Annotated in this window: 10 protein-coding genes; 6 read left to right on the plus strand and 4 right to left on the minus strand. The window is 45.6% G+C overall.

The features are described 5' to 3' along the window. The first annotated feature begins 345 nt into the window (after positions 1-345). The 5 genes from BM607_RS04740 to BM607_RS04765 all read left to right on the plus strand — a co-directional run bounded on the left by BM607_RS04740 (position 346) and on the right by BM607_RS04765 (position 6796). On the plus strand, positions 346-1062 hold the full coding sequence (locus tag BM607_RS04740) for an SDR family oxidoreductase (RefSeq protein ID WP_006081468.1): 717 nt from the start codon (positions 346-348) through the stop codon (positions 1060-1062). Positions 1063-1825: 763 nt separating this feature from the next. Further along, on the plus strand, positions 1826-3142 hold the full coding sequence (locus BM607_RS04750) for a hypothetical protein (protein ID WP_071939761.1): 1317 nt from the start codon (positions 1826-1828) through the stop codon (positions 3140-3142). 19 nt (positions 3143-3161) lie between these two features. Continuing rightward, positions 3162-3692: a hypothetical protein gene (locus tag BM607_RS04755; protein WP_071939762.1), complete on the plus strand. Its 531-nt coding sequence runs from the start codon at positions 3162-3164 to the stop codon at positions 3690-3692. After that, entirely contained in the window at positions 3689-5677 is a 1989-nt protein-coding gene (locus tag BM607_RS04760; protein ID WP_071939763.1) for a GMC family oxidoreductase, read from the plus strand. Before BM607_RS04755 ends, BM607_RS04760 begins: the two co-directional genes overlap by 4 nt. 105 nt (positions 5678-5782) lie before the next feature. Continuing rightward, the gene (locus BM607_RS04765; RefSeq protein WP_071939764.1) at positions 5783-6796 is read left to right on the plus strand and encodes a hypothetical protein; all 1014 of its coding nucleotides are present in this window, start codon (positions 5783-5785) and stop codon (positions 6794-6796) included. A gap of 348 nt (positions 6797-7144) precedes the next feature. Here the strand turns inward: BM607_RS04765 and BM607_RS04770 are convergent, their stop codons facing one another. From BM607_RS04770 to BM607_RS04785, 4 genes are all read right to left on the minus strand, one after another. Further along, a complete protein-coding gene (locus BM607_RS04770; protein WP_249269550.1) occupies positions 7145-8029 on the minus strand; it encodes a DMT family transporter in 885 nt (294 codons plus the stop codon). 692 nt (positions 8030-8721) lie between these two features. Beyond that, the gene (gene iadA / locus BM607_RS04775) at positions 8722-9891 is read right to left on the minus strand and encodes a beta-aspartyl-peptidase (RefSeq protein ID WP_071939766.1); all 1170 of its coding nucleotides are present in this window, start codon (positions 9889-9891) and stop codon (positions 8722-8724) included. Then, the gene (gene yfcC, locus BM607_RS04780; RefSeq protein WP_071939767.1) at positions 9891-11336 is read right to left on the minus strand and encodes a putative basic amino acid antiporter YfcC; all 1446 of its coding nucleotides are present in this window, start codon (positions 11334-11336) and stop codon (positions 9891-9893) included. Before yfcC ends, iadA begins: the two co-directional genes overlap by 1 nt. 78 nt (positions 11337-11414) lie before the next feature. Beyond that, entirely contained in the window at positions 11415-14018 is a 2604-nt protein-coding gene (locus BM607_RS04785) for a TonB-dependent receptor (RefSeq protein ID WP_071939768.1), read from the minus strand. Positions 14019-14364: 346 nt separating this feature from the next. Here BM607_RS04785 and BM607_RS04790 point away from each other — a divergent pair, with 346 nt between their 5' ends. Further along, complete coding sequence (locus BM607_RS04790) at positions 14365-16161, plus strand: cyanophycinase (protein ID WP_071939769.1); 1797 nt, start codon at positions 14365-14367, stop codon at positions 16159-16161. Positions 16162-16208: the final 47 nt, after the last annotated feature.

The raw sequence follows: 16208 nt of genomic DNA on the forward strand, positions 1-16208 counted from the left end.
CGGATAACTCTTATGTGATTTTTTCAGACTCATATAGACCTCTTAATTTATTGACCATACTGTCTCAAAATTAAGTGTTCGATGGGATTAGACCAGAACATTGTCAGTTGATTAGGTTTAATGCTGCTTGATACCACCATAATGCGTGTTCACAGAGTTCTAGCATCAATTTGAGTGATAACTTTGGGTGCCGTATATCCCTATTTCCTTGGGTCAAATGCTCAATTGCAAACTGTTCAGTTTCATTTAATACAGTTAGTTAACCATGTGCGTATTGCTGGCCTATTAGCATAAATACGCTTGTGTACTCGTTAATGGTTTCGATCCGATGGAGAGTTTAACATTATGAAATTGATGGTTGTTGGAGCGGGTAGAGGTCTTGGCCGCGCTTTTGTTGAGGGATTATGTACTGCGGGTGACACTGTTATTGGTGTTTCACGCAGTCAACCCAGTGATCTCAATTTACCCGCCTGCGTTGAGGTCGAATGGATCAATGTAGACATGAGTTCGCCATTAGAAGCCGTTCGATTGATTGAGCAGCAAACTCCGGCGCAACTGGATGTACTCATTTATAATCTTGGAGTATGGGAACCTTCAGCCTTCACCGACGAGTACAGCTTCCTTGACGATGAGGATCAAAGTATTGTCGATATGGTAAATATTAATATCACGGGCACAATTATTCTGCTTAAGCGCTTGATCCCTAAATTACTCAACTCTTCTAAACCTCAGTTAATCCTTACGGGCTCAACATCTGGACTACGCCAAAGCGGGCGTCCAGAAGTGACGTTTAATGCGTCAAAATTTGCTCTTACCGGTATTAGTGACGCATTGCGAGAGGGTTTTAGAGAAGAGGGTCTGGCTGTAACTTGCTTGCAGCTGGGTTATCTCAATACGGAGGATACGCTTGCAACATCCATTGACGAAGCTGCTCAGCGAGGTGATGGCACCCTTGTGCCAGTGCACGATGTTGTCAACCTTGTTCGAACTCTCCTGAGCTTGTCAGATGCATCTTATGTGCGTGAACTGTTACTTCCGGCGATTCGTGATGAAAGATTTTAAGTCTTGATAAACAGTATTGAGCCAGCTGCGTTACATGCGCTGGCTCATGCTTTATGTCCGCTTTACCAAGTAACCATACCTTAGTTTAAGTACAGCCTCTTCCTTTCTGCAAATCCAACAAATCTCCCGTTTCAAACTTGACAATAAGTCAATTGTAAACAATTTTTTAACTTAGCATGTTTTCAGAAGGTAACTTTTCTTCTACCAGAATAGAATTAGTTTCACTGTAAAAATGTAGGTATATCTTATCTTTCACGGAGCTAACAGGATTTCAATTAAGCATCTGGTTTTGATTGAATTATCTAGGCTCAAGGTATCGTGATAAAACGCTGTCATGAAAAGGATTTTCAATGAAAGACGTTCATCATTATCCATATCAGTTGCTTCAGATCTGTTCTGTAGACCAGCGGGGGCGATCAAAAAATAAACTTCAATCGCATTATGCATACCCATTTATCTGGACTTGGCAGAGGCTAAGTCCTGCACGCGATTTGTACCTTGATATCGGCGCTAGGTATGCAGAGATGCTGCAGAATACTTATATTTTTCGTTATCAAAGTAAGGTTAAAGCAAGCTAAACCGCGATTGTTTTATGCATCGAACGTGTTTTATGCATCGAGCGAGTCCGTGATGAAGTCATCACACTGTTACATAGCAGAGTTCTGCTGGCTTATGCACCTTAGGCAAACAACAGAGGATTAATCGTTTCTATAGCAGTAATGATGGTGAGTGATAAGTTCCAACAACAAGGAGAGTTAATTTCATGTATATCAAATACTTTAGTTATAGCGCGTTGTTCTTGTGTATGAGTGCGACCGTGCAAGCGGAATCGCCAGCCGTTACCAAAGCTGCCGCCAGTTTACCAACCTTAAGCCCGGTTATACCATTGGAAATCGCTGCAAAACCGCCTTTCTCTCTTGATAGTTTGCAACATGATTTTGATGATTTTTCTTGGCAATCCTTTATCGCACTGAATTGGCCTGCCAATGCCGATGGCACACCCAATACCATGTCCACCATTGGGCAAAAAACTAACCAGCCAGTCGTGTGGCTGCATTGGAAGGAAAGCCGGGAGATTTTTTTACCCGATGGCGTAAAACCACCTGGTTGGGATCAGTCCAATAATGTGCCGGATGTTTGCAAAAGTATTGATCCCAAGTCCATTCCTCAAGGGACTATTTATTTAACGCAAGTAGGGAAAACCCCGAATGTGTTGGATGAAAGTGGTGAGCCTTTTACAACAGGTCCATTGATTGATCAAAACGGGCTTTATACCCGTTATGAAATATTAACCAATGAAACCATGTTCAATTTTATTTTGGACAATAACCTCTACAGTAAAAAAGGCCAGAAACAGTTTAATGCCGATGTTGATTTTACCGCGAGCGACAGTAAAACCGGGCAGGTAGGTTCTATCATGCTTAAGGCCTCATGGATAAAAATGGGCGGCAAGTTTGATGCGACGAACTACTATACGACTTATGCGCTAGTTTATAACAATCCCGAAGAGCAACATGGGGTCAAGCCCGCGTGTGCGCTTGAACAAGTCGGTTTAGTCGGGTTTCACATTGCTCACAAAACCACAGGCGAACCACAATGGATTTGGTCTACCTTTGAGCATGTTGCTAACGCGCCAACCCAAGGTGAGTCTGCATCATTGTCGGCATATAATTTTTACGATGCTAAATGTACTGACTGCAAAGTTAATGAACCTCCTGCACGCCCGTGGGATCCGGCAAACCCGCACACTAAACCAACTCAAGTGGAACGCGTCATTCCTATTACTGCCGACGCTAAAGCCTTAAATGCCAGTTATCACGCTGCACTCGATGCTGTGGTGCCGGGATCGGTATGGATGAATTACGAATTGGTCAGTACGCAATGGCCTACCGATGCTAAAAATCCCACCGATCCAACGGGCGTGCCTGCTCCCTCTTTTTTAGCGAATACCACGCTCGAAACTTATATACAGGGTTCGGTAAAGCAAACATCAAGCAGCTGTATGGCTTGTCACAATAATGCGGCAACCACTAACGGCAATTTTGCTGATTTCACTTACTTGCTGCAACGCGCGCAATAATTTATGAAAGGAACTCATCATGACTGATATTACAGGCGCGACTGCCGATACTATGAATAATTTTATTGGTTTGAGCGCGGTATTAACCGGCTTTGCAACCAGTATTATTGCCCCGACGTTGGATCCCGTGGATATTAAATCCGAATACTTACCTGTATTTACGCAAAGGATAACCGAAGAATCGAAGGACCCAACCTTAGTGACTACTATTCTGCAAAAATATGCGGCGTTAAAAGCGCAGCAATTATCAGATCAACAAATTGACACGCAAATGCTGGCGCCAGACAACGGGACGAATTTTGTGTTGGCCTGTCGTAAATTGATTTTTATGTGGTACTCAGGTGCATGGCCAACCATTATTCCCGCGACGGATAAAGATCCGGAGACCACAGTTAGCGATATGATTTCGGCAAAAAGTTATACCACGGGTCTAGTCTGGCAAGTTATGCAGGCTCATCCTATGGGGGATTCAAATTATCGTTACGGCTATTGGGCAAAACCACCCGCAGCACTGTCGGCATATACGGGTCATCAAGGAGGTGCAGTATGAGCGCTCAAACCAATTACGATGTCATTATTGTGGGCTCTGGTATTGCGGGCTCTATCATGGCTTATCAACTGGGGATGGCGGGGAAAAAAGTATTAATCCTCGAAGCAGGGCAGGAAGTGCCTGTTGACCGCAGTGGTTACATGGAAACCTTTTTTAAAGCCAATGCCAAAACACCTGAATCACCTTATCCTCCTACGACGCAAAATCCAGCGGCATCGACGGCGGATAATCCACTCGGACTGCCTGATCCTGCGAAGGAGAATGTGCCGCGTTATACCGTGTTGCAAATTGGCGCATGGCGTAATCCAAAGCAATGTTATTTCGACTACACGCCGCAACCAGAGCATTTGAAACCTGACAGTCCTGAAGCAAAGTTTGCTTTTGCCAGTTCCTATGAGCGCATTGGTGGCGGCACAACTTGGCATTGGCTGGGAACCAGTTTGCATTTATTGCCCAATGATTTTGAATTGCAAACCCAGTATAAGCAGGGCGTGGATTGGCCCGGTGGAAAACAATTTTATCAGGCGCTGGTTCCTTACTATGAACAGGCGACCAATGAGATTGGCGTCGCCGGTGACAAAGAGGCGATGGATCAGCTCTATCGCGGATTTAATGTTTCACCGAATGGCGTTTATGGCGCGAATTACGATTATCCCATGCCTGGTATTGTTTCATCTTTAGTCGATCAACAATACGAACAAGCGGTGAGCGATATGGTGTACGACAGGATTAAATTGTCAGTCACGCCAACCCCTCAGGGGCGTAATTCATTACCGGGTGAACGCCGTCAATGCGCGGGTAACACAAATTGTATTCCTATTTGCCCAATCCAAGCCAAATACGATGCCACTGTGACGCTCGGGCGAGCATTGCAAACCGGCAATGTTGATGTGTTTTATCGTCACGTTGCGACAAATATTCAAGTGGATGAAAACACAAAGGATGTTGTTGGTATTGATTATGTGACCTATCAAACTCACGGAGGGGTAGCAACGGGCGGCGGTACTGTTACGGCTAAAAAATATGTGATTGCCGCTCACGCGATTGAGACACCAAAATTATTGCTCATGTCTAAGCGTAATAAAGCCTGTCCGAACGGTGTCGCAAACCATAGCGATCAAGTTGGGCGTAATTTGATGGATCACATCATGTATTTGGCCTGGGGTTTGGCTAAAGATCCTGTCTATGGTTTTCGAGGACCTCTATCTACTGCGGGCATTGAAAGTTTACGCGATGGCGCCTTTCGTAAAGACCGTGCCGCCTATCGTATCGAAATCGGCAATGAGGGTTGGCAGTGGGCTGCGAACGATCCATTCACTACCTTAGCCGACTTTGTATTTGGTCAAAATAATTCGCAATTAAATGGGGATTCTGTCAATCAACAGGGTATTCCATTGCGCTTTGACCCTGCTATGCCTGCAAATAGCAGCTTATTTGGTGCCTCCTTGGTGAATACCTTAAATGGTATTTACACTCGGCAAATTCGTATGGGCTATTTAATTGAGCAATTGCCTGATCCGGAAAACCGTGTCGAACTGTCTGAGACCTTGACTGATAATTTAGGTTTACCGCGCCCAAAATTAACCTATCGAGTCCGCGAAGATTATGTGCGCAACGCATTTGTCTCGGCTAAGGATATTTCGACCAAACTCTTTGATGCCCTTGGTGCGCGCGAATATACCAAGGCTCCGCCTGCGCCGGTTTTTTATGGTGATAAGCGTGAGGTAACCTCGAATAATTTTGAATATCAGGGCAATAATTTTACGTTTTACGGTGCTGGACATATTGTGGGGACGTATCGAATGGGGGACTGCAAAGATACGTCGGTGGTGAATCCTCGTCAGCAATCTTGGGATCATAGCAATCTGTTTTTAGTCGGTAGCGGCGTGTTTCCAACAGTTGCGACGGGTAATCCCACCCTCACTTTGGCAGCGTTGGCATTTCAGGCAGCAGATCATGTGTTAGCAGATCTCAAAGCAAGTTAATGCCATTTCGTTTATTGAGTCGTTAACCTGCTTTTAATTGCCAGTAAATAACCGCGTGCTCAATCGGCGCGGTTTTTCACTGTCATCTGTTATCGGAGTATCACGATGAAACATATTATTTTATTAATACTGATATCCTGTTTTCTCAGTGCGTGCAGTTCGCATTCAACAACACCAGACCCGCTCAGTTTGTACCGCGAGTTGACCCGCGATAAATCGCAATTAGATGTGCGTATTGGGGCGGCAAATCAATACAGCGGTTCCGAGAAAATCTGTTTAGATGCGAAGTGCGATGCTGATGGCGATAACTGCAAGCCCATCACTGTGCCCGCACCCAGCCCATTGATGACCAATAGTGATGACCAAAACTATTATCAGCTCACGCAGGATAGTGCAGGTTTTTCTCACTATGGTGCGCAATCCCAGTATGCCACTGATATTGAAACCTTGCGCAAACGGTTAGATGATCTGATGTGGTCCTTTAAAAAAAGCGGCTTAATCGATGCACTCAAACAGCAGAAAAGAACGCCAGCATTGATGTTTGATATTGATAATACACTGGAGTTTAGCGCTGCAATTGATTCCGACCCAACGGGCAAGGGGCCAGCAATTCAGGGCATGGTTGATTTTGCGAAACAATGGTGTTTTAAAGACGGTGTTGATTGTTATTTTGTCACGGCCCGTAATTGTGAAAACCAAAGTGCTAAACCCACTCAGTATTGGCTTGAAAATAACATGGGCCTTGATGCTAAGGTCGTAGATAGGTTCACCTATTTTTCACGCAACACTAAACAACTGGTGTGCAGCAATTTACCCACACCAGCACCCAATGTTGCATATAAAGATATTGTGCGCGAGGCGCTGGAAGCTGAACGGAAGGTATTTTGGCTAATGAGTATCGGCGACCAACTAACCGACTCTTTGGGTGAACACAGTGGTTTGAAGGTGCGGGTTCCGAATCAGTTCTTCCATGCGGACATTAACCCCAACCAGTTTGCGACTTACGGTGTGGGACGTTGCGGCCCCTTAGAGACAATTGCGCCGCCATTGGAATGCAGTATTGCATTAAAACCACAGGCACTTGCTGTAACCAACATCAACTACTGTCGTTCACAATAAGATGACTAACGCCGTCCTCGCAGCGCCGCTTGGACAGATTCAATAAGAGAGTTTACTCGTTATGTTGGTGTCATGACTTGCAAGCTCGCCGTCGCGAGCATTGCTGTTTAACTGTTTGAATAATTAAAATTAATGGGGCATTACTTTTGATTCACCAACGCTCAGAGTTAGCGCTTAAAAGTTAGCTCTCAAAAAGTACTTAAGCGTTAGCACGCTTTAATGCCATAGCAAATCACCAAAGACTGAATCTGTGTTGAGTGTATCGCGCTTGTTTCTGCGCCTCGTCGAGTCGGTTTACTTGCGAAGAATTTAGCCGAGATTTCAACTTACGTTGTTGTTTTACTCATCTCATGCCGCATTAGGTATGTTATTCGTCGTGGTTCTTTTACGCGTTTGGACTAAGGTATAGCCGCCACTTAATACTATGAGTAAGCTCCCTAGAAGTGTCAGTAAATCTGGTGATTCGCCAAATATTAATATGCCTAATGCTAAGGCAAACAGTAAACGTGTATACCGAAAGGGGCTGACTACCGAGACATCCCCAGCGCGCATCGCGATTGTCAGCGCATTGTAGGCCATGACACCAAAGACGATGGCTCCCAGAATTTGTGTTGCCGCAGTGGTACTAAACTGTAAGGGCTCATTTTGGTACATCAGTATGGCTAAGCCTGTCGGAATTAACACAAAAAAGCCATACACCCCAAGTTGCATGTTAGATAACACGGGCGATGCGGCACGTGTTGCGAGATCGCGGCCTGCAAAACCTAAGGTAGCGATAACGGCAAATAAAGAGGTGGCTTCAAAGCCATCAAGCCCTGGACGAATGATCATCAGCACGCCCACAAAACCAACCAATACCGCAAGCCATCTTTTATGACCTACTTGTTCACCGAATAACAAGGCTGCGCCAATCATGGCGATCAGAGGTGTGGCTTGCAAAATAGCGGATGCACTCGAGAGTGGTGTTAAGGTGATAGCTAAAGCAAAACAGAAGCGGCCGATCACTTCACACAATGCGCGTAACAGTATGGGGGTCGACAATGCTGCAGGGTGAAGCACAGTTTCGCCCTTGCGCCAAGTTAACAGTATAAATATCAACATTCCACCAAGGCCAAATAACGCTAAAATGAGGCCGATAGAGGTGGTTTCTGCTGCAGATTTGATGAGCATGTCTTCAATAGAAAATGCTGCCATAGCAGCAACCATAAACAGACTACCTTTTGTATTATTCAAAATCTCTTCCTAACATGTGTAGACTGCGTCTCTGAAAAAGTATCGACTTGAGAGTGTTGGCTCGATGGAGCAGGCCGCTGAAGTCATGGTATAGCTTATTGTGACCCAAGTTAAACATCATGTGACTCGAGTTAAACATCCTGCGCTCTAAGTTAAACAGCATTTTATGCGCGCTACTGCAGGTTTCTTTGCTCATCCTAATCGGATTAGCAGCCCAAGTTCGCAGTGATCTTGGGCTTGAAAGGAAAGGGGATAATAAGAGTAAGCAAGACACTATAATAGATACAGAAATGGCTTTTTCATCTATATCAGATGGTTAATTTAGCCTAACGCCGTTACGCGTATCTTGTAGGTCCAATATCTGTAAAGAGGATAGAGAACAAGCTCTTTGGCAGTGGCGTTAATCTGCCGAATATAAAATACTTTTCTTAAATAGGGCAATAAGATGCCCAGTTTTTATGGGATAGTTTGGCTGAAGCGCGGTAACTGTAATGGTGCAGTTCGGGTCTCGATGGCGTAACGTTACGCGTTTTAAAATGTCAGTCAATCAGCGATGATCGGAGTGCGCTTACCAATGCAAACTCTTTCACCTTGAGAAAATGAGCTTGATACGCTCTGTTTGCGGGTAATCTACTTGCATTGCACACAGTTTATGAGTGTGGTGCACGCGTGCGGCGTGCGCCATTATTGAGTTACTGCGATTCAAATGTTCCCCATTTCAGTGCGTTACCTTCATCAACGAGTAGTTGCCCTTTGCTCCATACTTTATCGATATTAAAGTTATCCGTTAATAACACAAAGTCGGCATCGTGTGTTTCGCTTATTCCGCCCTTGGTTTTTAGCTTGAGCACACGAGCGGCATTTGAGGTCACTAAAGGAAGCACTTGTTCTAGGGGTAAACCACTGTTAATTAAAGCCACTAGCGCTTCAAATAGACTGCTGACTTTACCCATTTCTATTCCAATACACTCTCCGTCAGCATTAAATACAGGCAGGCTAGCATTACCGTCGGAACTTAAGCTGATTTGACTCAAGTTGATACCTTGCGAGATTGCAAAATGGACCGCATCAACGACCGCGACTTCACCCTCGTTTAAATATTGAGTATTAGTCGACGTCGTGAAATCGATAACCCCACCTTGTCGTGCAAATTCAAGCCCTTGCTCTAATAACTGCTGGGAGCGATTCATGTGAGTGGGATAGAACTGCGTTAAAGGGATATCAGACTGCTGCGCGATGTGATGCAAAATTTGGATACCAGTGGCACCATCGCCCACATGCACAAACACTATGCCGCCTTTACCGCTGAGCATGCCACCGACGCGGCTTTGGGCTGCGACTCTGGCGAGTTCTGGCACAGTGAGTTGCGATCCTCGGTGATCTGCAATTGCAATCTCACCCACACCAATAACATTGTCGATTAACACCAGATCTTGGGTGATATCGCCAGTAAGGGTCTTTACGGGGTACTCATAGGAGCCAGTGTAGCAAAAGACAGACAAGCCTTCGTATGTGAGCGCTTTCGCTTTGACGACAAGTTCGTTCAAGCTGCGACTAATGGCGTCGGTTCCCAATGCTGCGACGAGCGTAGTGACCCCAGCAAGGCTGGCATCTGTTAGTTGCATCTCTGGAGTACGCGTGTGGTAACCGCCTTCACCGCCACCGCCTGTGATATGCACTAAAGGGTCCACTAAACCTGGGATTAAAGGGCGACCATTGGCTTCGATGATTGTGACTAAGTCTGCATGCTTAAGATCAATGACGGGGGCGATTTTAAGGACTTTCGTCTCGCAAAATAACACGTCGCGTAGCCCTAAAAACTGCGGCGCATAAACGGCGGCGTTACGGATTAAAGTTAACATCAGCTATATCCTGTAATAACGGCAAATAAGATGACGGTACTGGCCATCAAGGTCAGCAATAATTGAAAGCGCCAAATAAGCGCAAGCCATTGAGCGTATGAAATTTTAGCCACACCTAAACAGCCCATTAATGAGGCTGAAGTAGGGATCACTAAATTTGTCAGTCCATCACCAAGCTGAAAACAAAGCACTGATACTTGGCGGGTGACGCCTGCAATATCGGAAAGCGGCGCCATGATAGGCATGGTCAGGGCGGCTTGACCGGAACCCGATGCGACAAAGAAATTCATAATAGATTGAAATATATACATAACAATGGCAGAGGTGACATCAGGTAACGTTGCCAAGGACTCGCCGGCATAATGTAAGGCAGTGTTAAGAATAGAGGGCTGTTGTGGGTCATCGCCGCCAAGCAATAACACCACACCTTTGGCGAATCCCACAATCATAGCAGCGGGTAACAATTCACTGGCGCCTTTTTGAAAGGCACTTGAGATTTGGTTCAAGCTACGTTTTCGCCAAATAACGGCAATCAGCCCAACAACCAAGGCCAGTGCAAAAAATTGACTGGCGATTTGCGGAATATAATAGCCTTGGTTTACCACTCCCCAAATCACCCACATAATTACGCCGAGTAAACAAAGCAACACGAGAACGTCAAAGTAAGAACATTTATTATTCAATGGCTTATCTTTAGCATGCACGAGTGTGGCATCCACTGCCGAGCGATGTTTTTTAGCGTAGCGCAGGGTAAAAATTAAGCCGACAACAGTGAAAACAAACCAAGCTGCAATCCGTAAATCAGCGCCAGACATTAAAGGTACACCGGCAATCCCTTGCGCAATGGCCACGCTAAATGGATTCATCCATGAGGTAGCAAATCCAATTTGGGTGGATAAGTAGGTGACCATGACCACAGTTGCTGCTGAATAACCTAAAGCCTGAAAAAGCGGTAACAGTACAATGCAAAATGCAATGGCCTCTTCACTCATGCCGTATATCGCGCCGCTTAATGAAAATATTATAAACAGTAATGGGATCAGTAATACTTGGCTGCGCTGCAGTTTGGCGATCATCGCCATAATGCAATGAGTAATGGCGCCAGTGTCCATGACGACACCAAAGGCACCACCCACGATAAGGATAAATGCCATGACGCCAACGGCCGAGCCCATGCGATCGCCTGATGTCATGCCGTCGAAGGCAAAATTGGTCAGCCCCGTTTTGTCGTTGGCTGAAAATAGACTGACATGATGCGTGTTATCGTATGTCATGAAAAACTGTTGTGGATCGATTCTTTGAGTGATGTTGCCAGCGCTATCAACGATATCGACCATAGCAAACCAACCCGCTGGAAACAGGTAACTGCTTATTGCGGCAGCTAAAACGATAAAAAATAAAATAACAAAAGCGTCGGGCATTGCCCTTGCAGTAGGTAATTTCATCCTATGTGCCTTTATAAAGGGTCAGAATAAGGCATTGGCCACAATTAAACGCTGCGGCCAATGCCTCAAGTCAGTACATTAAAACTTGAAGGTATAACGTACGTTCCAGCGACGGCCTAACCAATCATGGACTGAGCTTGCATAGCCATTGGTTGGAGAGGAGGCGTAGGGCGGTTCTTCATCTGTTAGGTTACGCACTGACACCAAAAAGCTATGGTGCTCATTTAACTCATAACCAAGGCTCGCACTGAAGGTGAGCCAACTGTCGACGGTTTCGTTATCAAATTTAAAGTCACCATCACCCAATGAACTGATGTAGTGACCCGATAAACTGGCACTCCAATCGTTGAGCTGCCAGTCGGTTCCTAGATCAAGCACGCTTTCAGGACGAGCAATTTCTGAGGCGCCACTTAACCGCCCTAATAAATCTTCCACTGGGGTTGAAGGTGTAACTTGTCTTTCAAACGACAGGGTTTCAGTGCCCGCAACATAAAACTTAAATTCACCTGCGGTTTCAGTGTCTAAGCGATAATCTAGCTTGTAGTCGATGCCATCAGTATTTTGATTGCCGACGTTAAAATAGCCAGTGCGTAAGAAGCTGATATCCCCTTGGCCATCAACAACACAGCCGAATTCATCCCCCAGTTCTGCAACGCTAGTCACGATTTTTGTACTGTCTTTAATACAGGCGTCTAAGGTGGTGTTGGCATCAATATCAACAATATCATCGTGCTCATAGCGCCAGTAATCGACAGTCAATTGTAGTGCTTCGGTGAGGTTCCAAGAGACGCCAACGTTAATGGCGGCAGACTTTTCTGCGGATAAATCCTTATTGCCTATGGTTTCTTGGTCAAACTCGAGTTCGCCAAACTCGGCGCCAGCAGTACCGCATAAGGCATTGTAAGGTTCAGCTGAACCGCAATTGATATACTGGCTGCTGAGCGACGTCCCTGCGCCTAATTGGGATAAGGAAGGGGCTCTAAAACCTGTACTCCATGATGCCCTTAATACTAAATCCTCAAGAGGGCGATAACGCATTGATATTTTAGGGTTAACATCGCCACCAAAGTCACTATAGTGGTCGTAACGTAAAGCTGCGATCACATCTAAGGTGTCGGTAATGGGGAAATTAAACTCGCCATACATAGCATATTGCGTCCGGTCCGCTTCGGCATCGCTTGCGCCTAAGCCGATAATTTCGTTATTCACTGCGTTGATGGATGGCCTATCAAATATTTGCTCTTTTCGCAGCTCTCCACCAAATACCGAGCTTACTGCACCTGCGGGTAATGCAAACAGATCGCCACTGATATTAAAATCCAGCGACAACACCTCTGATTCACCTTTACGAATGCCGGGATCGCGCAGGGCAGCAATTTGTGCAGCGCTACTATCACGGCCTAAATTGAACGGATTAAATTCATCCGCCGCCACGGCGGCATCCAGTTTAGTGGCATTCATATAGCCAGCAACATTGTTGATTTCGTTTGTAGATTTGCCATAACTCGCCGCGGTTTCCCAGCTCCAGTCGGCAAGTTCACCGCGCAGTCCTGCGAGGACTCGATAGCTCTGAGTGTCATATTCCTGTACTCGACGCTCAGGGAAACGAGTTCGAACAGTGATAACGTCGCTGACACTGCCATCTAGCATGTCAATGTCGTGAACATACTGGGGAATGTTGGCAGAATCACCAGCAACATCCACTGTATATCCCGCAGGCGCCTCATAGGCTGAACCGGTATTCTTTTGATACATGCCTTCAGCAAAAAACTCCAATCCATTATCTAGACGATAAATATGATTAAAGGTCGTGCCTATGTTCTCAAAGTCAGGTTGGATAGCGCGTTGAATAACATAGTCATAATTGCAACGTGTACCACTTTTTTGGGTATCATCGCCACACCAAGACTCAGCGTAATCTTCACCATCTATGGTCATACGAGTGCTAGATTCAAAGGTGACATTAACAGGTCTATCGCTATTAAAGATGGCGTTTCGCGTCGCATAATCGACTACAACCGTAGTATTGCTGTTTTCTGTGGCAAAGCCGCCAGCGTAGGTCAGATTCTTACGGCTGGCATCGTGATCAGAAGTATCATCCCCATATTGGGCACTGAGCTCATGCCCGACAAAATCCTTACGGAGGATAAAGTTAATTACACCGGCAATGGCATCCGAACCATAGATGGACGATGCGCCATCGGTTAACACATCGATGCGTTCAATGGCAGATAAAGGGATAGAATTGACGTTCACAAACGAGTCAGAACCATTAGAGAAGGAATCAACGGCGACTCTTCGGCCATTGACTAGCACTAAGGTTGAGCTTGAACCCAATCCGCGCAAACTGACACCGGATGCGCCAGCTGGTGCTCCATCGGCTCCACCGACACCTCCAGTTTCCGAGAAAGTCCCCGCACTTGAAGCTTGGGGGAGATCGCGTAGAAACTCACTCACACTCTCGTAACCGCGTTTAGTGATGTCATCTTGGGTGAAACTTTGCAGTGGATTGGCGCCTTCCATATCCACCCCTTTTAGGCGTGAACCTGTGACTGCGACACGCTCGACCGGTGCATCTGCGGCAGGTTGCTCAGTTGTTTTTTCTAGTTCATTGGCTACAGCTAAAGCAACGGGCGACAAGGCCAACCCAAAAACAGCGCACAAAAATACAGAACTTCTCATGATAAGCTCCCGATAAATCTCTTATTAGAATTTTTAGACGTGGCTAAGCTGCGCGTGAGTCAATACGCATGGCATTAGTTAATGTTTTGCAGAAAGCGCAACGTCAATCAAATGATTGAGAGGGGAGTAAGACGGCTAGACTAGACTCCACCAAACACAAGGTGTTTAGCGGTTATTCGTCCCACCATTCGGACAGATACCATGTGCGGTAGTGGTATCTTTGGAAAAGAGTTGTTGCTGTTTTCATGTAATAAACTGAAGTCTTTTGTTATTGACCTGTTAAAAGACTATCCGTAACATGAGCCTTGAGTCAATACATGGCGCACACTTTTTATTGAGTGCCACTATGAAAAATCGTTGCTTAAAAAACTTATCTTTTTTGCTCAATAGCTTAAGTATTTCTTACTTTGCTCTTTTGCTATTTATCGCCCCAAGCGTGCAGTCAGCGCCAGTGAAATCCCTGAGTTTATCGATACCCACTCATCAACCATTTGATCTTATGCTGGTGGGCGGAGGGATGAAAACCTGCAGCTCTCAAGCTCCCGCAAATTGCCAATCGGAAGTCAAATTCTCAGCCGATGCCAAACGCGAAACACGTTATGTGTTCAACGTTTCGTGGCTTGAACGTGCACTTAAACACCCAAGATTGCAGTCGTTAAATGAGCAACAGAAAGTGATATTACGGCAAGCGGCTAAAGCACTTTCTCCTGTCAGTAACAGTCTTGAAAATAGCGATGTTGAAATTGGCCGTTCACTTGGCCGTTTACATAGTGACAGCTTAACCTTGGCAAGCCTTGAACAAGCCATTGCAAAGATAGATAAGCAATTTCTGGCGCATTTGAGCGACCAACAATATTACACACTGCTGGATTTACTGGAAGAAAAGCAAATGCTTGCTGACGGCACGCTGTTACAAGAACAAGTGTTACTTGATTCCACAACCAATCCCCATGCCGCGACGCTTTATCAATTATTTACGCAGCAAGCGTTGGCAAAGCGCCAGCAAAGCAACCCCAATGCCAAACGTCCACTGATCGCCGTTGTGACCGCCTCTGCGCGCGATCCCTTTGAAGCGGCCCATTACTATGTCAGCGTATTTGAGCAAATGGGGGCCGAGGTTATTTGGCTGCCTTTAGATGCAGCGTTGCAAGCAGGTATCGCTACCCGTCAGTGTGACCAACTCGAAATGTTTAGACAGCAAATACAAGGTAATACGGATAGGGCGAGGCTTTATCCAAAGCAAGTTGAGCTGCAAAAGGATTTCTGTGCCAGCCCCATTAAACTCTATCAATTGCTTAATCAAATCGACGGACTCTTTTTAAATGGCGGCGATCAGAGTCTGACTTTAAAGGCTTGGACGACGCCGGATGAATCACCCAGTGAAGCATTAACCATCATCAAGAAACGTCTTTCCAAACAAGAAATTGTCATCGGTGGCACCAGCGCTGGCACTGCTGTGATGGCTGATAAAAATATGATCACCGGTGGCACGAGTGAGGGTGCCCTGAGTTTTGGCGTTTTCGCGACCGAAGCGCCAAGTGAGCGTTGTGAAGTCGCTAATTGTGATGCCTCAGTTCCTGCAACGGCGGTCACTTATCGCGAGCAAGGTGGGCTTGGATTTTTCCCCTTTGGTATACCCGACACACACTTTTCACAACGAGACCGTTATTTAAGACTCTTGCTCCTTACCGCCAATGCCGATAGCAAAATGGCATTTGGGGTCGATGAAAATACAGCATTATTGGTCGATTTATCACATCGTTCGCTCTCAGTGGTCGGTGAGCATGGAGTATGGGCATTAGCGCAAGTTGAGCGATTGAAACAAAGCCAAGCTAACTCTGAAATAAATGCGATTTCGCACTATCTCACTCCGGGATCCTATGCTGAAATCGACGCCACTGGTGAGCATTTGACTCATATCCGCCTAGCTCAGACTGCCAAATTGACTTCAATAATGAGTAAACAGAGTGACTTTTTTACTTGGGTCAGCAATGCGTGTCGGCAAGGTATATATTCAACATCACTGAGTGATAAGTACGAATTAACCATTACTCCAATGGCGGTATTAAGTTGCCAAGGCATTTTAAATCAAGAACGCGGATATCAGTCGATGGGTTTAACACTAAAAGCGTTAGATAAATGACAGTAAGTTGAATTAATTTTAGTTGGATAGCTATGATATCAATAGGA

Origin of the sequence: Shewanella sp. SACH (genome assembly GCF_001887095.2) — a bacterium.
GTDB classification, from domain to species: Bacteria; Pseudomonadota; Gammaproteobacteria; order Enterobacterales; family Shewanellaceae; genus Shewanella; species Shewanella baltica.

Excerpts from the sequence above, each read along its gene's own strand:
- BM607_RS04785 (WP_071939768.1), bottom strand. The coding sequence starts at position 14,018 with ATGAGAAGTTCTGTATTTTTGTGCGCTGTTTTTGGGTTGGCCTTGTCG.
- iadA (WP_071939766.1), bottom strand. The coding sequence starts at position 9,891 with ATGTTAACTTTAATCCGTAACGCCGCCGTTTATGCGCCGCAGTTTTTA.
- BM607_RS04750 (WP_071939761.1), top strand. The coding sequence starts at position 1,826 with ATGTATATCAAATACTTTAGTTATAGCGCGTTGTTCTTGTGTATGAGT.
- BM607_RS04760 (WP_071939763.1), top strand. The coding sequence starts at position 3,689 with ATGAGCGCTCAAACCAATTACGATGTCATTATTGTGGGCTCTGGTATT.
- BM607_RS04765 (WP_071939764.1), top strand. The coding sequence starts at position 5,783 with ATGAAACATATTATTTTATTAATACTGATATCCTGTTTTCTCAGTGCG.
- BM607_RS04740 (WP_006081468.1), top strand. The coding sequence starts at position 346 with ATGAAATTGATGGTTGTTGGAGCGGGTAGAGGTCTTGGCCGCGCTTTT.
- yfcC (WP_071939767.1), bottom strand. The coding sequence starts at position 11,336 with ATGAAATTACCTACTGCAAGGGCAATGCCCGACGCTTTTGTTATTTTA.
- BM607_RS04790 (WP_071939769.1), top strand. The coding sequence starts at position 14,365 with ATGAAAAATCGTTGCTTAAAAAACTTATCTTTTTTGCTCAATAGCTTA.
- BM607_RS04755 (WP_071939762.1), top strand. The coding sequence starts at position 3,162 with ATGACTGATATTACAGGCGCGACTGCCGATACTATGAATAATTTTATT.